Source organism: Pseudomonas sp. GW821-FHT10B02 (assembly GCF_059415665.1).
The window spans coordinates 1-21672 of record NZ_JBWKNR010000029.1 but is presented as its reverse complement, the minus strand read 5'-3'; the positions used below and the strand labels follow the sequence as shown (position 1 = coordinate 21672).

Annotated in this window: 21 protein-coding genes and 1 tRNA gene; 18 read left to right on the top strand and 4 right to left on the bottom strand. The window is 60.8% G+C overall.

What is annotated here, in order from left to right:
* Nucleotides 1–175 precede the first annotated feature (175 nt).
* Genes AC07OF_RS25510 through AC07OF_RS25500 form a run of 3 tightly spaced genes read left to right on the top strand, consistent with a single transcriptional unit; the run spans nucleotide 176 to nucleotide 3738 of the window.
* Complete coding sequence (locus tag AC07OF_RS25510; protein ID WP_157191119.1) at nucleotides 176–835, top strand: paraquat-inducible protein A; 660 nt, start codon at nucleotides 176–178, stop codon at nucleotides 833–835.
* Nucleotides 822–1445, top strand: a complete 624-nt coding sequence (locus AC07OF_RS25505; protein ID WP_038606858.1) for a paraquat-inducible protein A — start codon at nucleotides 822–824, stop codon at nucleotides 1443–1445. Before AC07OF_RS25510 ends, AC07OF_RS25505 begins: the two co-directional genes overlap by 14 nt.
* Nucleotides 1438–3738: a PqiB family protein gene (locus tag AC07OF_RS25500; protein ID WP_476446510.1), complete on the top strand. Its 2301-nt coding sequence runs from the start codon at nucleotides 1438–1440 to the stop codon at nucleotides 3736–3738. Before AC07OF_RS25505 ends, AC07OF_RS25500 begins: the two co-directional genes overlap by 8 nt.
* A gap of 182 nt (nucleotides 3739–3920) precedes the next feature.
* Here the strand turns inward: AC07OF_RS25500 and rpsT are convergent, their stop codons facing one another.
* Nucleotides 3921–4199: a 30S ribosomal protein S20 gene (gene rpsT / locus AC07OF_RS25495; RefSeq protein WP_157191121.1), complete on the bottom strand. Its 279-nt coding sequence runs from the start codon at nucleotides 4197–4199 to the stop codon at nucleotides 3921–3923.
* A 251-nt stretch (nucleotides 4200–4450) separates the two neighbouring features.
* Here rpsT and murJ point away from each other — a divergent pair, with 251 nt between their 5' ends.
* From murJ to ispH, 6 genes are all read left to right on the top strand, one after another.
* Nucleotides 4451–5989, top strand: coding sequence for a murein biosynthesis integral membrane protein MurJ (gene murJ / locus AC07OF_RS25490; protein WP_157191122.1), 1539 nt, complete (start codon nucleotides 4451–4453; stop codon nucleotides 5987–5989).
* A 118-nt stretch (nucleotides 5990–6107) separates the two neighbouring features.
* Entirely contained in the window at nucleotides 6108–7058 is a 951-nt protein-coding gene (gene ribF, locus AC07OF_RS25485) for a bifunctional riboflavin kinase/FAD synthetase (protein ID WP_157191123.1), read from the top strand.
* Complete coding sequence (gene ileS / locus AC07OF_RS25480) at nucleotides 7055–9886, top strand: isoleucine--tRNA ligase (protein ID WP_495073665.1); 2832 nt, start codon at nucleotides 7055–7057, stop codon at nucleotides 9884–9886. The genes ribF and ileS overlap by 4 nt, the downstream gene beginning before the upstream one ends.
* A complete protein-coding gene (lspA, locus tag AC07OF_RS25475) occupies nucleotides 9879–10394 on the top strand; it encodes a signal peptidase II (protein ID WP_038606874.1) in 516 nt (171 codons plus the stop codon). The genes ileS and lspA overlap by 8 nt, the downstream gene beginning before the upstream one ends.
* Entirely contained in the window at nucleotides 10387–10824 is a 438-nt protein-coding gene (gene fkpB / locus AC07OF_RS25470; RefSeq protein ID WP_157191125.1) for an FKBP-type peptidyl-prolyl cis-trans isomerase, read from the top strand. The genes lspA and fkpB overlap by 8 nt, the downstream gene beginning before the upstream one ends.
* A gap of 14 nt (nucleotides 10825–10838) precedes the next feature.
* The gene (gene ispH / locus AC07OF_RS25465) at nucleotides 10839–11786 is read left to right on the top strand and encodes a 4-hydroxy-3-methylbut-2-enyl diphosphate reductase (protein WP_157191126.1); all 948 of its coding nucleotides are present in this window, start codon (nucleotides 10839–10841) and stop codon (nucleotides 11784–11786) included.
* Here ispH and AC07OF_RS25460 read toward each other — a convergent pair.
* Nucleotides 11775–12218: a GspH/FimT family protein gene (locus tag AC07OF_RS25460; RefSeq protein ID WP_232478232.1), complete on the bottom strand. Its 444-nt coding sequence runs from the start codon at nucleotides 12216–12218 to the stop codon at nucleotides 11775–11777. The two genes, ispH and AC07OF_RS25460, sit on opposite strands and share 12 nt — an antisense overlap.
* A 176-nt stretch (nucleotides 12219–12394) precedes the next feature.
* Between AC07OF_RS25460 and pilV the strand changes: the two genes are divergently transcribed.
* From pilV to thiO, 5 genes are read left to right on the top strand one after another with little or no spacing between them, the layout of a single operon-like run.
* Nucleotides 12395–12613, top strand: coding sequence for a type IV pilus modification protein PilV (pilV, locus tag AC07OF_RS25455; protein WP_495073664.1), 219 nt, complete (start codon nucleotides 12395–12397; stop codon nucleotides 12611–12613).
* The gene (locus AC07OF_RS25450) at nucleotides 12610–13281 is read left to right on the top strand and encodes a PilW family protein (RefSeq protein WP_495073663.1); all 672 of its coding nucleotides are present in this window, start codon (nucleotides 12610–12612) and stop codon (nucleotides 13279–13281) included. The genes pilV and AC07OF_RS25450 overlap by 4 nt, the downstream gene beginning before the upstream one ends.
* Nucleotides 13278–13781 carry a hypothetical protein gene (locus AC07OF_RS25445; RefSeq protein ID WP_157191128.1) on the top strand — a complete coding sequence of 168 codons (504 nt, stop codon included), beginning with the start codon at nucleotides 13278–13280 and terminating at the stop codon, nucleotides 13779–13781. The genes AC07OF_RS25450 and AC07OF_RS25445 overlap by 4 nt, the downstream gene beginning before the upstream one ends.
* Before the next feature lie 11 nt (nucleotides 13782–13792).
* Nucleotides 13793–14200, top strand: a complete 408-nt coding sequence (locus tag AC07OF_RS25440; RefSeq protein WP_495073662.1) for a type IV pilin protein — start codon at nucleotides 13793–13795, stop codon at nucleotides 14198–14200.
* Nucleotides 14201–14237: 37 nt separating this feature from the next.
* Complete coding sequence (gene thiO / locus AC07OF_RS25435) at nucleotides 14238–15341, top strand: glycine oxidase ThiO (protein WP_157191130.1); 1104 nt, start codon at nucleotides 14238–14240, stop codon at nucleotides 15339–15341.
* Between the two features lie 79 nt (nucleotides 15342–15420).
* On the opposite strand, the gene AC07OF_RS25430 is transcribed toward thiO, so the two are convergent.
* Both AC07OF_RS25430 and AC07OF_RS25425 read right to left on the bottom strand, forming a co-directional pair.
* A complete protein-coding gene (locus tag AC07OF_RS25430) occupies nucleotides 15421–15651 on the bottom strand; it encodes a PP0621 family protein (protein WP_274296880.1) in 231 nt (76 codons plus the stop codon).
* Between the two features lie 93 nt (nucleotides 15652–15744).
* Nucleotides 15745–16761: an outer membrane protein assembly factor BamD gene (locus tag AC07OF_RS25425; RefSeq protein ID WP_157191132.1), complete on the bottom strand. Its 1017-nt coding sequence runs from the start codon at nucleotides 16759–16761 to the stop codon at nucleotides 15745–15747.
* Between the two features lie 150 nt (nucleotides 16762–16911).
* Between AC07OF_RS25425 and rluD the strand changes: the two genes are divergently transcribed.
* The 4 genes from rluD (at nucleotide 16912) to AC07OF_RS25405 (ending at nucleotide 21672) form a co-directional block, all read left to right on the top strand.
* Nucleotides 16912–17874, top strand: a complete 963-nt coding sequence (gene rluD, locus AC07OF_RS25420) for a 23S rRNA pseudouridine(1911/1915/1917) synthase RluD (RefSeq protein WP_038606900.1) — start codon at nucleotides 16912–16914, stop codon at nucleotides 17872–17874.
* The gene (gene pgeF, locus AC07OF_RS25415; RefSeq protein WP_157191133.1) at nucleotides 17871–18611 is read left to right on the top strand and encodes a peptidoglycan editing factor PgeF; all 741 of its coding nucleotides are present in this window, start codon (nucleotides 17871–17873) and stop codon (nucleotides 18609–18611) included. The genes rluD and pgeF overlap by 4 nt, the downstream gene beginning before the upstream one ends.
* A gap of 125 nt (nucleotides 18612–18736) precedes the next feature.
* Complete coding sequence (gene clpB / locus AC07OF_RS25410) at nucleotides 18737–21301, top strand: ATP-dependent chaperone ClpB (protein WP_157191134.1); 2565 nt, start codon at nucleotides 18737–18739, stop codon at nucleotides 21299–21301.
* A 295-nt stretch (nucleotides 21302–21596) separates the two neighbouring features.
* Nucleotides 21597–21672 (top strand) — tRNA-Asn (locus tag AC07OF_RS25405).

Genomic DNA, 21672 nt, shown 5'->3' with positions numbered 1-21672 from the left:
CCATGTGAGAGTAGGTCATCGTCAAGATTAAATTCCGAAACCCCTATCTGCGTATGCAGGTAGGGGTTTTGTCTTTTTTGGCGGTTGTAGCGCCCTTGCTATGTTTCAACCATGAAACACAGAGAAATAACCAATCAGCTAGAATAGCGCTCTTATGTAAACTCAGAAGTTCACTATGTCCGAGCCTGTCGATTCCCATCAGCTTGCCGACTTACCCCTGGATCAACTGGTGGCGTGTCACGAATGTGACCTGCTGATGCGCAAGCCTGCGCTCAAGCTGGATGAAAAAGCGCATTGCCCACGCTGCGGTTACGAGCTTTATGCGCACCGTCACAATGTCGTCCAGCGCAGCCTGGCACTGGTGCTCGCCGCCTTGCTGCTCTACATACCCGCCAACTTTCTTCCCATCATGCAACTCCATCTGTTGGGCCAAAGCTCGAACGATACGGTCTGGAGTGGCGTGGTCGGGCTATACAACACCGGCATGCCTGAAGTGGCGGTGGTGGTATTTCTCTGCAGCATGGCTATCCCCTTGCTCAAGCTGCTGTGCCAGCTGGCGGTACTCCTGAGTATTCGTCTGAACATCGGCCGCAGTTACGGTCTGTTGCTTTACCGGATTTATCACCATCTGCGCGACTGGGGCATGCTCGAGGTGTATTTCATGGGCGTGCTGGTCGCGATGGTCAAGTTGGTCGAACTGGCGGACTTGAGCCTCGGTCTGGGGCTGGTCTGTTTCATCAGTTTGCTATTGGTACAGGTGTGGTTGGAGGTGGTGATGTCACCCCACCAGATCTGGAGTGCTTTATCGGGGGAAGACCTGCATGCGTGCGATTGATGCTGGAATTCTGATTTGTGGCGAGTGCCATGAACTGAATCGCCAGGAGCCCGAGTGTGACTCGCAAACCTGCAGTCGTTGCGGTGCGATTGTGCATGCGCGGCGGCCGAACAGCCTGGTGCGAACCTGGGCCTTGCTGCTCACCTCGGCAATTCTCTACATTCCGGCCAACGTGCTGCCGATCATGACCGTCAGTACGCTGGGTCAGGGGGCGCCGGACACCATCATGTCCGGTGTCATCACCCTGATTAAATTCGGCATGTTGCCGATTGCAGCCGTGGTGTTTATTGCCAGTATTCTGGTACCCACCTTCAAGTTGGTGGGTATCGGGCTGCTGCTCTACTCGGTGCAACGCAGACAGCCATTGTCTGCGCGGCAGCGGATTTTGATGTACCGCTTTATTGAATTTATCGGACGCTGGTCGATGCTCGACATCTTCGTGATCGCCATTCTGGTGGCGGTGGTGAACTTCGGCAGGATCGCCAGTATCGAAGCCAACCTGGGCGCCGTCGCCTTCGCCAGTGTGGTGATTCTGACGATGCTTGCTGCAGTAACTTTCGATCCCCGACTGATTTGGGATAACACGGAGTCGGATGACGACCATGAGTGATTTGCCTACGGCTAGAACCCGCCCAGCTTCGAACTGGTCGGCCATATGGATATTGCCTCTGATCGCCCTGGTCATTGGCGGCTGGCTTGGCTGGCAGGCGTACCGCGACTCAGGGGTGAACATTCAGGTTCGCTTTGAAAGCGGTGAGGGCATTGTTGTCAACAAAACCGAGGTGGTCTTCAAGGGCATGTCGGTGGGTAAGGTGAAAGAGCTGGTGCTGGATGCCAAAGGCAACAACACCGGTGTTATCGCCACCATTGAAATGAACAAGGAAGCTGAGCCGCACCTCAATAGCGGCACACGCTTCTGGCTGGTCAAGCCGAGTGTCACGCTGGCTGGCATCACCGGTCTGGAGACTCTGGTATCGGGTAATTACATTGCCGTGAGCCCAGGTACGGGAGAGCCAAGCAAACGTTTCAAAGCGTTGGACGAAGCACCGCCATTGTCTGATAGCGAGCCTGGCCTGCACCTGACGCTCAAGGCAGATCGATTGGGTTCGCTCAACCGCGACAGCCCGGTGTTCTACAAGCAAATCCAGGTCGGTAAGGTGAAAAGCTACCGCCTGGCCGAAGACCAGGGCACGGTGGAAATCAAAGTCTTCATCGAGCCGGCCTACACCAACCTGGTGCGCAAGCACACGCGCTTCTGGAACGCCAGTGGCATCAGTATCGATGCCGACCTGTCCGGGGTGAAAGTGCGCAGTGAGTCGCTGGCCAGCATCGTTGCCGGCGGTATTGCCTTTGCTACACCGGAGCACCGCAAGGACAGCCCGCCAACCGATCCGAACTTGCCGTTCCGCTTGTTCGAAGACTTCGATGCTGCCCAGGCGGGTATCAAGGTCAAGGTCAAGCTGAGCGACTTCGAGGGGCTGCAGGCCGGGCGTACGCCGGTGATGTACAAAGGCATTCAGGTCGGCTCGCTGAAAACCCTTAAAGTCGATGCTGACCTTACCAGTGCCGTCGCCGAATTGACCCTGGACCCATTGGCCGAAGACTACCTGGTCGACGGCACCCAGTTCTGGGTGGTCAAGCCATCCATCTCCCTGGCCGGGATCACCGGTCTGGAGGCGCTGGTCAAGGGTAACTACATTGCTATCCGCCCGGGTGATAAAGGTGCCTCTCCACAGCGCGAGTTCGAAGCGCGGGAGAAAGCGCCTCCTCTGGACCTGAAAGCGCCGGGGCTACACCTGGTACTGTTCAGTGACAACCTTGGTTCGCTGGAGGTTGGCAGCCCGGTGCTCTACCGTCAGGTCAAGGTCGGTACCGTACAGAGCTACCAGTTCTCCAAGAAGAGCAAGCGCCTGCTGATCGGTGTGCACATCGAGAAGGAGTACGCCAACCTGGTCAACGGCTCGACGCGATTCTGGAATGCCAGTGGCATCACCCTCACCGGTGGCTTGTCGGGCGTGCAGATCAAGAGCGAGTCGCTGCAGAGCCTGATGGCGGGCGGTATCGCTTTCGATACGCCGATTCCGAATGTGCCGCTCAAGCGCCGGATTCCGAGTTTCCGCCTGAATGCGGATCAGGAGGCGGCCAATCGCAGTGGCACCACGGTGACCATCCGGGTCGAGCGGGCTGATGGCCTCAAGGTCGGCACCCCGGTTCGCTTCAAAGGCCTGGATGTTGGCAAGGTCGAGCAGGTCGATCTGACCGACGATCTGCAAGCGGTGCTGCTCAAGGCGCGTATTACTGAAGTGCCTGAGCGCATTGCTCGCGAAGGTACGCAGTTCTGGGTGGTCAAGCCGGCCCTGGGCATCGTCAAGACCGAAAACCTGGAAACCTTGGTGACGGGGCAGTACCTGGAAGTTCAGCCTGCCTCGAAGAACCTGGGGCCGCAGCGGACCTTCAATGCGCTGCCCCAGGCGCCGGATTTCTCCGCGCGTGAAGCGGGCCTGGCGTTGGTGCTCAGTGCGCCGCGGCGAGGCTCGATCAAGCCAGGTGTGCCGGTGACGTATCGCGAGATTCCGGTGGGTAAAGTCACCGGTTTCGAGTTAGGGCAGACGGCAGACCGCGTGCTGATTCATATCCTTATCGAGCCACGCTATGCCGCCCTGGTGCGTGGTGGTAGCCGATTCTGGAACAGCAGTGGCTTTGGCTTTGACTTCGGCTTGTTCAAAGGCGCTACGGTGCGCACAGAGTCGCTGGAAACCCTGATCGAGGGCGGTATTGCCTTTGCAACGCCAGATGGCGAGAAGATGGGTAATCCGGCTCGACCGCAGCAGACCTTTGCCTTGTTCGACAAGGCTGAGGACGAATGGCTGCAGTGGGCACCGAAGATTCAGATCGGTAAGTAACAACAGCTGGATGACTTTTGTGGGAGCCGGCCTTGCCGGCGATGAGGGCGGTGCAGCGTATGGATCAGCTGTGGCCTTCGTCGTTGGCAAGGCCAGCTCCCACAACGTTATCGGTCCACAACACAGGAATTGCAGGCAATAAAAAACCGACCCTGAGGTCGGTTTTTTAACAAGCGTGTCGCTTAGGCAGCTGCAGTTTCTTTCAGCGCCTTGATGTGGCCATTCAGACGGCCTTTATGGCGAGCAGCCTTGTTCTTGTGGATGATGCCTTTATCGGCCATACGGTCGATAACAGGAACAGCCAGAGTGTAAGCAGCTTGCGCTTTTTCGGCGTCTTTTGCGTCGATGGCTTTAACTACATTCTTGATGTAGGTACGAACCATGGAACGCAGGCTGGCGTTGTGGCTGCGACGCTTCTCAGCCTGTTTTGCACGTTTTTTGGCGGAAGGTGAGTTGGCCACCGTCGAGCTCCTCGAAAGACTTGGTAAATAGCAAACAAAATAGGCCGCGAATCATGCCGATGAGTTGATCGGTTGTCAAGGGCACTTGCATGGATCCGCTGAGTGGTTGTTCCTTACAAGGGAGTGATTCCCTTCTGCGGTACGACCTGTAAACTCGGGAGCTTTTGCTCTGCTTGCGTTGCGGCGCGGAGTATCGCACAACTGGGCGCGTTCCGGCACAGCCCTTTATCTTTAGGCGTAAAAAACTTTCAATGAACCTTCTGAAATCCCTGGCCGCCGTCAGCTCCATCACCATGATTTCACGGGTGTTGGGCTTTGTGCGCGACACCATCCTGGCGCGGGTGTTCGGTGCCGGCGTGGCTACCGACGCCTTCTTCATCGCCTTCAAATTGCCCAACCTGCTGCGGCGGATCTTCGCCGAGGGCGCATTTTCCCAGGCTTTCGTGCCGATCCTGGCTGAGTACAAGACCCAGCAGGGCGACGAAGCGACACGCACTTTCATTGCCTACGTCAGCGGGTTGCTGACCCTGGTGCTGGCCCTGGTCACCGCGCTCGGCATACTGGCCGCCCCCTGGGTGGTGTGGGTCACCGCACCGGGTTTTGTCAGCAGTGGTGAAAAGTTCGAGCTGACCACCAACCTGTTGCGGGTGACGTTCCCTTATATATTGCTGATCTCGCTATCCTCGCTGGCCGGGGCCATCCTCAATACCTGGAACCGTTTTTCGGTGCCGGCCTTCGTGCCGACCCTGCTCAATGTGGCGATGATCGGCTTTACCCTGTTCCTGACCCCGTACTTCGATCCGCCGATCATGGCCCTGGCCTGGGGAGTATTGGCTGGTGGCCTGGCGCAACTGTTGTACCAGCTGCCGCACCTGAAGAAGATCGGCATGCTGGTGCTGCCACGCCTGAATCTGCGTGACTCGGGAGTATGGCGGGTGCTCAAGCAGATGCTGCCAGCGATCCTCGGCGTGTCGGTCAGCCAGATCTCGCTGATCATCAACACCATTTTCGCCTCGTTCCTGGTGGCCGGCTCGGTGTCCTGGATGTACTACGCCGACCGCCTGATGGAGCTGCCCTCCGGCGTGCTCGGCGTGGCGCTGGGAACCATCTTGTTGCCGACCCTGGCCAAGACCTACGCCAACCGTGACCGTCATGAGTATTCGCGGATCCTCGACTGGGGCTTGCGTCTGTGTTTTCTGCTGGTGCTGCCATGCACCCTGGCCATGGCGATCCTCGCCGAGCCGTTGACCGTGGCGCTGTTCCAATACGGCAAATTCAGCGCACACGACGCCGCCATGACCCAGCGTGCCCTGATTGCCTATTCGGTCGGCCTGCTGGCAATCATTCTGGTCAAGGTGCTGGCCCCTGGCTTCTATGCCCAGCAGAACATCCGTACTCCGGTTAAAATCGCAGTATTCACCCTGGTCTGTACCCAGCTGTTCAACCTGATGTTCATTACTCACCTGCAACATGCAGGGTTGGCCCTGGCGATCAGCCTCGGCGCCTGTCTGAATGCCGGTCTGTTGTACTGGAAGCTGCGTCAGCAGCAGCTGTTCCAGCCGCAGCCGGGCTGGGCCAAGTTCCTCGCCAAGCTGGTCCTGGCGGTGCTGTTGATGTCGGTGGTGCTGCTGGTGGGCATGCATTACATGCCGGCCTGGGAAGAAGGCGGAATGCTCGAACGTTTCCTGCGTCTGGGCGTGTTGATTCTGGCGGGTGTAGTGACTTATTTCGGCAGTCTGTTCGTGTTTGGTTTCCGTCCGCGTGACTTTGCCCGCAAGGCACTGCATTGAGCGGCGACCACGGCCAGACGTCGGTTTTATCTATTCCACGCCTCGGGGTGACGCTGCTGCCTGTCGTCCGCGCCCGGGTGTGGTTATAATCGACCACTTTATGAGCAAGAAGCGCGTTATGCAGCTGGTTCGAGGCCTTCACAACCTGCGCCCCCAGCACCGGGGCTGTGTCGCCACTATTGGCAACTTCGACGGTGTTCACCGTGGCCACCAGGCAATCCTGGCGCGCCTGCGTGAGCGAGCGGTAGAGCTGGGCGTACCCAGCTGCGTGGTGATTTTCGAGCCGCAGCCGCGAGAATACTTTGCCCCGGACACTGCGCCGGCCCGCTTGGCCCGCCTGCGTGACAAGGTCGCGCTGCTGGCCGCTGAAGGCGTGGACCGGGTGCTGTGCCTGGCGTTCAACCAGCGCCTGAGCAAGCTCAGCGCCGCTGAGTTCGTCGATACCATCCTGGTCGACGGCCTGGGGGTCAAGCACCTGGAAGTCGGCGATGATTTCCGCTTTGGTTGCGACCGGGTCGGCGACTTCGAGTTTCTCCAGCAAGCCGGTCTGAGCCAGGGCTTCACCGTTGAAGCGGCGCAAACCGTCGAGCTGGATGGCTTGCGGGTCAGCAGCACGCAAGTGCGCCAGGCCCTGGCCAACGCTGACTTCGCTCTCGCCGAACGCCTGCTCGGACGCCCGTACCGCATCAGCGGCCGCGTCCTGCACGGGCAAAAACTGGCGCGCCAACTGGGCACACCGACTGCCAACATACAACTCAAGCGTCGTCGCGTACCGCTGAGCGGGGTTTACCTGGTCAGTGTCGAAGTCGATGGCAAGCCTTGGCCGGGCGTCGCCAACATTGGCGTACGGCCAACCGTTTCCGGTGATGGCAGTGCCCACCTGGAAGTGCATCTCCTTGATTACGCCGGCGATCTCTATGGCCGGCGCCTGACGGTGGAATTCCACCACAAGCTGCGTGAAGAGCAGCGTTTCGCCTCCCTGGAGGCGCTGAAGTCGGCGATCGATGCGGATATCGCCGCCGCACGTGCCCATTGGCACGCTCAACCGCTAACGAAGAGCCTGAAATGACCGACTATAAAGCCACGCTAAACCTTCCGGACACCGCCTTCCCGATGAAGGCCGGCCTGCCACAGCGCGAACCGCAGATTCTGCAGCGCTGGGACAGCATTGGCCTGTACCAGAAGCTGCGCGAAATTGGCAAGGATCGTCCGAAGTTCGTGCTGCACGACGGCCCGCCCTATGCCAACGGCAAGATTCACATCGGTCATGCGCTGAACAAGATTCTCAAGGACATGATTGTCCGCTCCAAGACCCTGTCCGGTTTCGACGCCCCGTACGTCCCGGGCTGGGACTGCCACGGCCTGCCGATCGAGCACAAGGTCGAAGTGACCCATGGCAAGCACCTGACCGCGGACAAGACCCGCGAGCTGTGCCGTGCCTACGCTGCCGAGCAGATCGAAGGGCAGAAGACCGAGTTCATCCGCCTGGGTGTGCTGGGTGACTGGAGCAATCCTTACAAGACCATGAACTTTGCCAACGAGGCCGGTGAAATCCGCGCCCTGGCCGAGATGGTCAAGCACGGCTTCGTGTTCAAAGGCCTGAAGCCTGTGAACTGGTGTTTCGATTGCGGTTCGGCCCTGGCTGAAGCCGAGGTCGAATACGCCGACAAGAAATCCCAGACCATCGACGTTGCCTTCCCGATCGTCGATGACGCCAAGCTGGCCGCCGCTTTCGGCCTGGCCTCGCTGGCCAAGCCGGCTTCGATCGTGATCTGGACCACCACCCCGTGGACCATCCCGGCCAACCAGGCGCTGAACGTCCACCCGGAGTTCAAGTACGCCCTGGTCGACGTCGGCGACAAACTGCTGGTGCTGGCTGAAGAGCTGGTCGAGTCGTGCCTGAAGCGTTACGCGCTGGAAGGTTCGGTCATCGCCACCGCAGCAGGTTCGGCGCTGGAGCTGATCAACTTCCGTCACCCGTTCTACGACCGCCTGTCGCCGGTTTATCTGGCCGACTACGTCGAACTCGGCGCCGGTACCGGTGTGGTTCACTCCTCGCCAGCCTACGGTGAAGACGACTTCGTTACCTGCAAGCGCTACGGCATGGTCAACGACGACATCCTCACGCCAGTGCAAAGCAACGGTGTGTATGTGCCGTCGCTGGAATTCTTCGGCGGCCAGTTCATCTGGAAGGCCAACCCGGCCATCGTTGAGAAGCTGTCGGAAGTCGGTGCGCTGATGCACACCGAAACCATCAGCCACAGCTACATGCACTGCTGGCGCCACAAAACCCCGCTGATCTACCGTGCCACCGCACAGTGGTTCGTCGGCATGGACAAGCAGCCAGACAACGGCGAGACCCTGCGCAAGCGCGCGGTCAAAGCCATCGAAGACACCAAGTTCGTCCCGGCCTGGGGCCAGGCGCGCCTGCACTCGATGATCGCCAACCGTCCGGACTGGTGCATCTCGCGTCAGCGTAACTGGGGTGTGCCGATTCCGTTCTTCCTCAACAAACAGACCGGCGAGCTGCACCCGCGCACCGTCGAGCTGATGGAGGAAGTGGCCAAGCGCGTCGAGAACGAAGGCATCGAAGCCTGGTTCAAACTGGACGCGGCCGAGCTGATCGGTGATGAAGCGGCCCAGTACGACAAGATCGCTGACACTCTCGACGTCTGGTTCGACTCCGGCACCACCCATTGGCACGTACTGCGTGGCTCGCACAGCATCGGCCACGACACCGGCCCGCGTGCCGACCTGTACCTGGAAGGTTCCGACCAGCACCGCGGCTGGTTCCATTCCTCGCTGCTGACCGGCTGCGCCATCGACAACCACGCACCGTACCGCGAGCTGCTGACGCACGGTTTCACCGTCGACGAAAACGGCCGCAAGATGTCCAAGTCGCTGGGTAACACCATCGAGCCGCAGAAGGTCAACGACACCCTGGGTGCCGACATCCTGCGTCTGTGGGTTTCGGCCACCGACTACTCCGGCGAAATGGCGGTTTCCGAGCAGATCCTGCAGCGCAGCGCCGACGCCTACCGGCGTATCCGCAACACCGCGCGCTTCCTGCTCTCCAACCTGTCCGGCTTCGACCCGGCCCGCGACCTGCTGCCGGCCGAAGACATGCTGGCGCTGGACCGTTGGGCGGTCGACCGTACCCTGCTGCTGCAGCGCGAGCTGGAAGAGCACTACGGCGAATACCGCTTCTGGAACGTCTATTCGAAGATCCACAACTTCTGCGTGCAGGAGCTGGGTGGCTTCTACCTGGACATCATCAAGGACCGTCAGTACACCACTGGCGCCAACAGTGTTGCCCGTCGTTCCTGCCAGACCGCGCTGTACCACATCAGCGAGGCGCTGGTGCGCTGGATCGCGCCGATCCTGGCGTTCACCGCCGACGAGCTGTGGCAGTACCTGCCGGGCGAACGCAACGAATCGGTGATGCTCAACACCTGGTACCAGGGGCTGACCGAGCTGCCGGAAGGCTTCGAGCTGGGTCGCGCTTACTGGGACCGCGTAATGGCGGCCAAGACTGCGGTCAACAAGGAACTGGAGAACCAGCGTTCGGCCAAGGCCATCGGTGGCAACCTGCAAGCTGAAGTCACCCTGTTCGCCGACGACGCTCTGAGCGCCGACCTGAACAAGCTGGGCGACGAGCTGCGTTTCGTGCTGATCACTTCGGCCGCCAGCGTGGCACCGTTCGTCCAGGCGCCAGCCGATGCGGTCGAGACTGAAGTGCCTGGCCTTAAACTGAAAGTGGTCAAGTCCGGCCACGCCAAGTGCGGTCGTTGCTGGCACTTCCGTGCTGACGTCGGGGCGAACCCGGAGCATCCGGAAATCTGCGCCCGTTGCGCCGACAACATCAGCGGCAACGGTGAGGTGCGCCACTATGCCTAACCCCGCTGCAGGGCGCTTCGGGCGCCTTGGCTGGCTCTGGCTGAGTCTGCTGGTCCTGGTCCTCGACCAGGCCAGCAAGTTCTACTTCGAGGGCGCGCTGAGCCTGTACCAGCAGATCGTGGTCATTCCTGACTACTTCAGCTGGACCCTGGCCTACAACACCGGTGCTGCCTTCAGCTTCCTGGCGGACAGCTCCGGCTGGCAGCGTTGGTTGTTTGCCCTGATCGCCCTGGTGGTCAGCGGTGTGCTGGTGGTCTGGCTCAAGCGCCTGGGGCGCAACGAGACCTGGCTGGCGGTAGCACTGGCGCTGGTGCTTGGCGGTGCGCTGGGCAACCTGTACGACCGTATCGTGCTGGGCCATGTGGTCGACTTCATCCTCGTCCACTGGCAGAACCGCTGGTATTTCCCGGCCTTCAACCTGGCCGACAGCGCCATTACCGTGGGTGCGGTGATGCTGGCGCTGGATATGTTCAAGAGCAAGAAGTCCGGAGAACCTGTCCATGACTGATACCCGCATTGGCCAGAACACCGAAGTGAAACTGCACTTCGCGCTGCACCTGGAAAACGGCGATACCGTCGACAGCACCTTCGACAAGGCGCCGGCGGTGTTCAAGGTCGGTGACGGCAACCTGCTGCCGGGCTTTGAAGCGGCCATTTTCGGCTTCAAGGCTGGTGACAAGCGCACCGTTACCGTCGCGCCGGAAAACGCCTTCGGTCAGCCCAATCCGCAGAACGTGCAGATCATGCCACGCTCGCAGTTCAACGACATGGAGCTTTCCGAAGGTCTGCTGGTGATCTTCAACGACGCTGCCAATGCCGAGCTGCCGGGTGTGGTCAAGGCTTTCGATGACGCCCAGGTGACCATCGATTTCAACCATCCACTGGCCGGCAAAACCCTGAGCTTCGAGGTGCAAATCCTCGAAGTCACAGCGCTTTGAGCCCGGAGCCGAGCATGCAAATCAAACTCGCCAACCCTCGCGGCTTCTGCGCGGGCGTGGATCGGGCGATCGAGATCGTCAACCGCGCCCTGGAAGTCTTCGGCCCGCCGATCTATGTGCGTCACGAAGTGGTGCACAACAAGTTCGTGGTCGAAGACCTGCGCGCCCGCGGCGCCATCTTTGTCGAAGAACTGGACCAGGTGCCGGATGACGTCATCGTCATCTTCAGCGCCCACGGTGTTTCCCAGGCTGTGCGCCAGGAGGCAGCCGGCCGCGGTCTGAAGGTGTTCGATGCAACCTGTCCGCTGGTCACCAAGGTGCATATCGAAGTAGCGCGCTACAGCCGCGACGGCCGCGAATGCATCCTGATCGGCCACGAGGGCCATCCGGAAGTCGAAGGCACCATGGGCCAGTACGACGCCAGTAACGGCGGCGCAATCTACCTGGTCGAAGACGAGGAAGACGTAGCCCAGCTGCAGGTCAATAACCCGGAAAAACTGGCCTTCGTGACCCAGACGACCCTGTCGATGGATGACACCAGCCGGGTGATCGATGCCCTGCGTGCGCGCTTCCCGAGTATCGGCGGACCGCGCAAGGACGACATCTGCTACGCCACCCAGAACCGCCAGGACGCGGTGAAACAGCTGGCCGACGAATGCGATGTGGTCCTGGTAGTGGGCAGCCCGAACAGCTCCAACTCCAACCGCCTGCGTGAGCTGGCCGAGCGCATGTCGACACCGGCTTACCTGATCGACGGCGCCGAAGACCTGCAGAAAAGCTGGTTTGACGGTGTCGAGCGCATCGGTATCACTGCTGGTGCCTCGGCGCCGGAAGTGCTGGTGCGCGGTGTGATCGAGCAACTCAGGGCGTGGGGCGCCACCGGCGCCGAAGAACTGGATGGCCGTGAAGAGAACATCACCTTCTCGATGCCCAAGGAACTGCGCGTTCGTTCATTGATCTGACCCGACAGCCGCGCACAGCGGCTGCTTGATCAGCGCATCACGCAGGCTGACTCTGCCGGTGTGCGACAGCACCACCTGATAGTGACTCAGCGCTTCGGGACGTTGGCAAACATGCAACGTCCCGGCCTGAAAGGCGCCGCTCTCGCGCAGCGGTAAACCCAGGCCATTGAAGCGCACCTGCCGGGCCACCGGCTCGTTTCCAACAATGATCGTTCGTCCATTGCTGCGCCATTCATGCAGCAGTTGTGGGCTGTCGTGCTCGGCAATCATCTGCCAGCCATTACTCCAATCTGCCTCCAGAGCTTGCAGACGCACGTTGCTATTGCGTAGCAGCGCCTCACTGCGCGCGGTGCGTAGCGCCTGGGCCAGGTCTTTGGCCGCAACTTGCCGCTGTAGTCCGGTACTCATGGTGTGGTAAGTCGGTACGCTCATCTGTGTAAGCAGCCCGAGTAGGGCTGATGCGAACAAGATTTGAATCAGTGTTACGCCCTGTTGCTTCACCGTGCATTCCTCCCTGGAAGTGCTTCGCTATAGGTTCGAAGCTCGTGTCGCTGGCGTCCAGTCGGCCGGGTTGGCAAAGGACTGTGGAAAAGTCGCGGAGGTTGGCCATGGATGGCTGGCAGCAACAAGGCATGACGTTGATTGAAGTGCTGGTGGCGATGGCTGTGTTGGGGGTGGGCTTGTTTGCCGCCGCCGGTTTGCAGGTGCGGGCCTTGCAGGCCACCGAAAATGCATTGCGTAGTACCCAGGCGACCTATCTGGCCCATGGCGTGCTCGAGCAGGCCCGTGCTGGCGAGACGTTACCCAATCAGGACTCCGGGCAATGACCAGGCAAGCGGGCTTCAGCCTGCTGGAAGCGATGCTGGCCCTGAGCCTGGGATTGCTGGTGTTGCTCGGTGGCAATCGCCTGTTTATTGCTGCAAGCCAGTCCTGGCAGGCACAAGAGGCGGCGGCGCGGATGCAGGAGGATGCGCGTCACGCCCTGCAGCGCCTGGCCCAAAGTCTTCGCATGGCAGGAATGTTCGGCTGCCTGCGTCACGATGCCATGGTCTTCGACGCCCCCTTGGCTGCCGATGCATTCGCACAGCCTGTGCAAATCACTCGCGGCGCGGACGGGCGCCTGCAGCGTCTGAGCCTGATCAGTGCCGAGGTCGTGCCAGCCAGCGGCCGGCCGGACTGGACCTTGGTCACCGACTGCCGAACGCAGGCAAATGTGTATGCGGGTATTCGGGCGCCTGAAGCGGGGCAGTTTGCCGTGCTCATCCGGCGTCAGGATTACCGACTGGTAGCCAGTGAGCTGCGCCTGCGTAGCGGGGCAAGTGATGGCGCACTGGTAGACGGGGTCGGTGAGTTGCAGCTTGAACTGATCAGGGGCGGTTCCTCAGGTATTTCCGCTGTGCAGCTCGCCCTGACCCTGATCGACCCACAGCAACGCGTCAGGCCACAGACGTATCGAACGAGCATTGCCCTGGGCAATCCGCTGGACGGGTCATGAGGCAACGTGGCCTGGTTCTGCTGCTTAGTCTGACGCTGGTGTTGCTGCTGGGATTGCTTGGGTTATCGGCGCTGGGCAGTGCGATCCAGCAAGAGCGCATGGCGCGCAACCTGTCGAACACGTTGCAAACGTTCGAACAGGCGCAACAACTGCTGCAGCAGGCAGAGTCCAGAGCGTTGGAGCTGGCAGGCCCACGCTGCGAATTTTGCCTGCCGCCCCCTGAAGCTGGCTTGATTACCACGGGCGGAGTGTATGCAGGTGTTGGCGCAAGCTCCGGTCTGGCTTGGCAGGCAGGCGATCGCGGCTTCTATCTCATTCAGTCCCTGGGGGAGAGCACCAAGGCCAGGCAGATGCCGCCAGAACTTAAGGTAAGGCTGTATCGAATCACTGCCGTGGTGCGCTATGGCACTGCCCGCAGTGTGCTGGAGAGCGTGATTGCGCAGCCTGTCGAGCCAGCGTCGCAACCCTGGAGGCGGATCCTCTGGCGACAAGTCTATTAAGGAGCGGGTGCATGAGGCCGCAGAAAGGATTGAGCCTGATCGAACTGTTGATTGTCATCGCTGTGGTCGGCATTCTGGCGAGCATTGCCTACCCCGGTTACAGCGACCAGGTCAGAAAAACGGCTCGCACGGAAATTGTCGGCTTGCTGTTCACCAGCGCGCAGCAACTGGAGCGCCATTACTCTCGTGCGGGACAGTACAGCGATAGCGAAACACAGGTGACGCTATTGGCGAGCGGCACCGCTCACTATCGCTTGCAAGCGGTACGCGACAAGGAGTCGTTCACCCTGTTGGCACGACGCCTTCCCGGTGGCCTGATGATGGCTGATCCGTGCGGTGACTATGTGCTTGACCAGACGGGTGTGCGCGGCAATCCCGAAAGCATCGGGGATGCCGGCAATGGTTGCTGGGGTAGCTGAGGCCTTTCGCGATTTACTTCAGACGTTGGATCGATAGATGACCAAACAAGTAGTGATAGTCGGCGGCGGAGTGATCGGCCTGCTGACGGCGTTCAACCTGGCGGCCGAGGTCGAGCAGGTGGTGCTGTGTGATCGCGGTGAGCTGGGGCAGGAGTCGTCCTGGGCCGGTGGCGGCATTGTTTCGCCGCTTTACCCCTGGCGCTACAGCCCTGCAGTGACAGCATTGGCGCACTGGTCGCAGGATTTTTATCCACAGTTGGGTGAGCGCTTGTTTGCCAGCACCGGGGTGGATCCCGAGGTGCATACCACCGGCCTGTACTGGCTGGACCTGGACGACGAAGCCGAGGCCCTGGCCTGGGCCGAGCGGGAAGGGCGGCCATTGAGTGCGGTGGATATCTCTGCCGCCTATGATGCGGTGCCGGTACTCGGCGCCGGTTTCCAGCGCGCTATCTACATGGCGGGCGTGGCCAACGTGCGTAACCCGCGCCTGGTCAAATCGCTCAAGGCGGCGTTGCAGGCGATGCCTAACGTGAGCATTCGCGAGCACTGCGAAATCACCGGCTTCAGCCAGCAGGACGGGCGTATCACTGGGGTCGAGACGGCTGACGGGATGATTGCTGGCGATCGCGTGGTGCTGACTGCCGGTGCCTGGAGTGGCGATCTGTTGCGTCCCCTGGGCCTGGAGTTGCCGGTCGAGCCGGTCAAAGGGCAGATGATTCTGTTCAAATGCGCCGAAGACTTCCTGCCGAGCATGGTGCTGGCCAAGGGGCGTTACGCCATCCCGCGTAGAGACGGCCACATTCTGGTGGGCAGTACCCTGGAGCATGCCGGGTACGACAAAACCCCGACCGCCGAGGCTCTGGAAAGCCTCAAGGCTTCAGCTATCGAGTTGCTCCCGGCGTTGGCCAACGCCACGCCGGTTGGCCATTGGGCGGGTTTGCGTCCGGGCTCGCCCGAGGGCATCCCTTACATTGGTGAAGTGCCGGGCTGGCAGGGTTTGTGGCTGAACTGCGGGCATTACCGCAACGGCCTGGTGCTGGCGCCAGCGTCCTGCCAGCTGTTTGCCGACCTGCTACTGGGCCGTGAACCGATCATCGATCCACGGCCTTATGCGCCAGCAGGGCGATTGACCGGAGAGTAAGGACTCACCGCAGGGCAAGCCCGCTCCTACAGAGGCTCGGTGGGGGACGGCGGGCTTGCCCTGCGATAAAACGGCTGATTCAGCGCTGATCGCCGGGCCCTTGCTCCAGATGCGCCTGGCTGCAATACCACTGGCTGCCGAGACGCAGGGCGCGGTCATTGGGCAGGTGCACGCCGCAATGGGCACAGCGCACCATTTTCAACGGGTCTTCGAGGCTGTTGTCGGGTTTGGCAGCGTTGCTGGCCTTGAACTTGCGCCACAGCCAGAAAGCGGCGGCGATCAGGGCGATCCAGAAAAGTAGGCGAACCATGGTGTCCAGCTTTATCAGTGAAGAGCCTTTAGTCTAGGGCTCGGGCATGAAAAAAGGGAGGCCTTGGCCTCCCTTTATCTGTTGCATGATCGATCAGTCGAACACGCCAAAGGTCATGTAGCTGAACCAGGAGCGGTCGTCGTTGTTGCCTTCCGCTTCGTGTTGCTCTTCTTCGACGGCGTCGCTGTTCTCTGGCAGCAGTTCGGCCGGAATCGCTTCCTTGGCGTCTTCGTACTGGCGGATCACGTCCTGGTTGGCGCGGGTTTCGCCCGGCGGCAGCGGCGCATCGGTCTCGATCAGGCCCAGGGTAGCCTTGGACAGCCAGGAGCGGTTGTCGGCTTCATCCTGCTTGGGCTGGAACTGGCCGTCGACCAGGCTTGGGTGATCCGGGTAGTTGAGCTTGAGGGTTTCCAGGCTGGTGGCAGCCAGTTCGTCCAGGTGCAGACGCATGTAGGCTTCGGTCATCACCGCCAGGCCGTCGCCGACCGATGGGGTTTCCTGGAAGTTCTCGACCACGTAGCGGCCACGGTTGGCAGCAGCGACATAGGCCTGACGGGTCAGGTAGTAGTCGGCGACGTGGATTTCGTAGGACGCCAGCAGGTTGCGCAGGTAGATCATGCGCTGCTTGGCATCTGGCGAGTAACGGCTGTTGGGGAAGCGGCTGGTCAGCTGGGCGAACTCGTTGTACGAGTCGCGGGCAGCACCCGGGTCACGCTTGGTCATGTCCAGCGGCAGGAAACGCGCCAGCAGGCCACGGTCCTGATCGAAAGAGGTCAGGCCCTTGAGGTAGTAGGCGTAGTCGACGTTCGGGTGCTGGGGGTGCAAGCGAATGAAGCGCTCGGCGGCCGACTTGGCGGCTTCTGGCTCGGCGTTCTTGTAGTTCGCGTAGATCAGCTCGAGCTGGGCCTGATCGGCATAGCGGCCGAACGGATAGCGCGATTCCAGGGCCTTGAGCTTGCTGGTGGCGCTGGTGTAGCTGTGGTTGTCCAGATCGGCCTGCGCCTGCTGGTACAGCTCGGCTTCGCTCAGGTTTTCGTCGACGACTTCCTTCGAAGAACAAGCAGCGGTCAGTCCGAGGATGGCGATCAGCAGCAGGTGTTTCACTTGCATGGCGGCTTGCGTCCCTATGACGGCCGCTGTCTTGGGCGTGGCCGTCCTGTTATGATGAGCACCCCGATGTAACTTGCGGGGCAAAAGACGTCGTATTTAACCACAAGCGTGCAGTCGAAACCAAAGGCTGTGCCGCCCGCTGATTCGAGCATGTCCGAGATCATTCAACTTAGCGCAGAGGTGCCGTCCGAATTGGGCGGGCAACGCCTCGACCAAGTCGCCGCCCAATTGTTCGCTGAGCACTCGCGCTCGCGCCTTTCCACCTGGATCAAGGAGGGGCGCCTGACGGTCGATGGCGCCGTCCTGCGTCCGCGCGATATCGTCCACGGCGGCTCGCTGCTGGCCCTTGAGGCCGAGCAGGAAGCCCAGGGCGAGTGGGTGGCCCAGGACATCGAGCTGGATATCGTCTATGAAGACGACCACATCCTGGTGATCAACAAGCCCGCCGGGCTGGTGGTCCACCCGGCTGCGGGCCACGCTGATGGCACCCTGCTCAACGCGCTGCTGCACCATGTGCCGGACATCATCAATGTCCCGCGCGCCGGCATCGTCCACCGCCTGGACAAGGACACCACTGGACTGATGGTGGTGGCCAAGACCATCCAGGCGCAGACCCAACTGGTTGCCCAGTTGCAAAGCCGCAGTGTCAGCCGCATCTATGAATGCATCGTGATCGGTGTGGTCACCGCCGGCGGCAAGATCAATGCCCCGATTGGCCGCCATGGCGGGCAGCGCCAGCGCATGGCCGTGACCGAAGGCGGTAAGCCGGCTGTCAGTCACTACCGCGTGCTGGAGCGCTTCCGTTCGCATACCCATGTACGGGTCAAGCTGGAAACCGGGCGTACCCACCAGATTCGTGTGCACATGGCTCACGTGAACTTCCCGTTGGTCGGCGATCCGGTCTACGGCGGTCGCTTCCGCATTCCGCCAGCCGCCAGCCAGACCATGGTCGAAGCCCTCAAGACTTTCCCGCGTCAGGCCCTGCATGCGCGCTTCCTGGAGCTGGATCACCCGGTGACCGGCGAGCGTATGGGCTGGGAGTCGTCGCTGCCGGACGATTTCGTCTGGCTGCTGTCGCTGCTCAAGCAGGACCGCGAGGCGTTCGTCGGATGAGTGAGCTGACGCACGCTCTGTTGATCCCGGACTGGCCTGCGCCAGCCGCGGTTCGCGCGTGCGTCACCACCCGTTCTGGCGGGGTCAGCCTGCCGCCATATGAAAGCTTTAACCTCGGCGATCATGTCGGCGATGCGCCGGATGCGGTGGCCGAGAACCGTCGTCGCCTGACCGCCGAGTTTGGCATCCAGCCCGCCTGGCTCAAGCAGGTGCATGGCGTCGTGGTGGCGGATGCCGACCCTGGCGAAATCGCCGAAGCCGATGCCAGCTGGACCGCCACCCCAGGTATTGCCTGCACGGTGATGACCGCCGATTGCCTGCCGTTGCTGTTCTGCGACCGTGCCGGCACCCGTGTCGCGGCTGCCCATGCTGGCTGGCGCGGTCTGGCCAACGGGGTCATCGAGGCCACCCTGGACCGCCTGAACTTGCCACCTGAAGAGGTGCTGGTGTGGCTGGGCCCGGCCATTGGCCCGCAAGCCTTCGAAGTCGGTCTGGAAGTGCGCGATGCCTTCACGACCGTTCATCCGGAAACTGCCCAGGCCTTCGTGCCCGGTGTACGCCCGGATAAACTGATGGCCGACATCTATACCCTGGCGCGTCTGCGTCTGGCCGCCCGTGGCGTAAATGCGGTGTATGGCGGTGGCTTGTGCACCGTCAGCGATCCACGCTTCTATTCTTATCGGCGTACTCCGCAAGGTGGACGCTTCGCCTCATTGATCTGGCTGGCCCCGCGCTGACCTGAATCAACCCCGCTAAGCTTGAATCCTCCAGAATCACCCTCATCTAATGGGGTATCTCAGGCAGGTTTATCTTCATCAGGTGTGTCCATCGCTCCGGCCTGCCCATAAAAGGAAGGTAACTTATGCGAATAGACCGTTTGACCAGCAAGTTACAGCTGGCGTTATCCGACTCCCAATCCCTGGCCGTTGGTATGGACCATCCCGCCATCGAGCCCGCGCACCTGTTGCAAGCGTTGATCGACCAGCAAGGTGGTTCGATCAAGCCGCTGCTGATGCAGGTGGGCTTTGACGTCAACAGCCTGCGCAAGGCGTTGAGCAAAGAGCTCGACCAACTGCCGAAAATCCAGAACCCGACCGGTGACGTGAACATGTCGCAGGATCTGGCGCGTCTGCTCAACCAGGCCGACCGCCTGGCCCAGCAGAAGGGCGACCAGTTCATTTCCAGCGAACTGGTGCTGCTCGCCGCCATGGACGAGAACAGCAAGCTCGGCAAGTTGCTGCTGAGCCAGGGCGTGACCAAGAAAGCCCTGGAAAACGCCATCAGCAACCTGCGTGGCGGTGAGGCGGTCAACGACCCCAACGCCGAGGAGTCGCGTCAGGCCCTGGACAAGTACACCGTCGACCTGACCAAGCGTGCCGAAGACGGCAAGCTTGACCCGGTGATCGGCCGTGACGACGAAATCCGCCGCACCATTCAGGTGTTGCAGCGTCGGACCAAAAACAACCCGGTGCTGATCGGTGAGCCTGGCGTCGGTAAAACCGCCATCGCCGAAGGCCTGGCCCAGCGCATCATCAATGGCGAAGTGCCAGACGGCCTTAAAGGCAAGCGTCTGCTGTCGCTGGACATGGGCGCGCTGATTGCCGGTGCCAAGTTCCGTGGTGAGTTCGAAGAACGCCTCAAAGCGCTGCTCAATGAACTGTCCAAGCAGGAAGGGCAGATCATTCTGTTCATCGACGAACTGCACACCATGGTCGGCGCCGGTAAAGGTGAAGGCTCCATGGACGCCGGTAACATGCTCAAGCCGGCCCTGGCCCGTGGTGAGCTGCACTGCGTCGGTGCCACGACCCTGAACGAGTACCGCCAGTACATCGAGAAAGACGCGGCCCTCGAGCGGCGCTTCCAGAAAGTACTGGTGGAGGAGCCGAGCGAGGAAGACACCATCGCCATCCTGCGTGGCCTCAAAGAGCGTTACGAGGTGCACCACAAGGTGGCGATTACCGACGGCGCGATCATTGCCGCGGCCAAGCTCAGCCATCGCTACATCACTGACCGGCAGTTGCCGGACAAGGCCATCGACCTGGTTGACGAAGCGGCCAGCCGCATTCGCATGGAGATCGACTCCAAGCCGGAAGTGCTCGATCGCCTGGAGCGCCGTCTGATTCAACTGAAGGTTGAATCCCAGGCGCTGAAGAAAGAAGAAGACGAAGCCGCAATCAAGCGTCTGGAAAAACTGACCGAAGAGATTGCCCGGCTGGAGCGTGAGTACGCTGATCTGGAAGAAGTCTGGACCTCGGAAAAAGCCGAAGTGCAGGGCTCTGCGCAGATCCAGCAGAAAATCGAACAGTCGCGCCAGGAGCTGGAAACCGCACGGCGCAAAGGCGACCTCAGCCGCATGGCCGAGCTGCAGTACGGGGTGATCCCGGACCTGGAACGCAGCCTGCAGATGGTCGACCAGCACGGCAAGGCCGAGAACCAGCTGCTGCGTAACAAGGTGACCGAAGAGGAAATCGCTGAAGTCGTCTCCAAGTGGACCGGTATTCCGGTGGCCAAGATGCTTGAAGGCGAGCGGGAAAAACTGCTGAAGATGGAAAGCCTGCTGCATCAGCGCGTGATCGGTCAGGAGGAAGCCGTGGTTGCGGTCTCCAACGCCGTTCGTCGTTCGCGCGCCGGCTTGTCCGACCCGAACCGGCCAAGTGGTTCGTTCCTGTTCCTCGGCCCGACCGGTGTCGGTAAAACCGAGCTGTGCAAGGCCCTGGCCGAGTTCCTGTTCGACACCGAAGAGGCGATGGTGCGTATCGACATGTCCGAGTTCATGGAGAAACACTCCGTGGCCCGTCTGATCGGTGCGCCACCGGGCTATGTCGGTTACGAGGAGGGCGGTTACCTGACCGAAGCGGTACGGCGCAAGCCTTATGCCGTGGTGCTGCTCGACGAGGTCGAGAAGGCGCACCCGGATGTGTTCAACGTGTTGCTGCAGGTGCTTGAAGATGGTCGCCTGACCGACAGCCACGGACGCACGGTGGATTTCCGCAATACCGTGATCGTGATGACCTCCAACCTCGGTTCGGCACAGATCCAGGACCTGGTCGGTGATCGCGAAGCGCAACGGGCTGCGGTGATGGACGCAGTGGGTTCGCATTTCCGCCCAGAGTTCATCAACCGTATCGACGAAGTGGTGGTCTTTGAACCGCTGGGCCGCGATCAGATCGCTGGCATCACCCAGATCCAGTTGGGCCGTCTGCGCAGCCGTCTGGCTGAACGCGACCTGAGCCTGGAACTGAGCGACGAAGCGCTGGATAAGCTGATCGCTGTCGGTTACGACCCGGTCTATGGTGCACGGCCGTTGAAACGGGCGATTCAGCGCTGGATCGAGAACCCGTTGGCGCAGCTGATCCTGGCTGGCAAGTTCCTGCCAGGCACCGGAATCACCGCCAAGGTAGAAGGCGAGGAAATCGTCTTCGCCTGATTTTTCGGGTGGTTACGCTAAGGCCTCGAATTTCGAGGCCTTTTTTCTTTGCATTTTTTCTCGAGTGCTTGTAAAGTGCGCCCCGCTGTATGTCACCCCGCAGGTTTCCAGCAAAATCGGGAATCTGAAAAAAAGTTGCAAATCAGTAAGTTGAATGCAAATTAGGGGTTGACAAGGGTTTTGAAGGTTGTAGAATAGCGCGCCTCAGAGACATGAACGCAGCGATGCACAAGGTCGAAGAGTTCGAAGCGGTAGTGATACAGTTTTCGAAATTGCAGTAATTGAAATTGATAGTTCCGCGATAGCTCAGTCGGTAGAGCAAATGACTGTTAATCATTGGGTCCCAGGTTCGAGTCCTGGTCGCGGAGCCA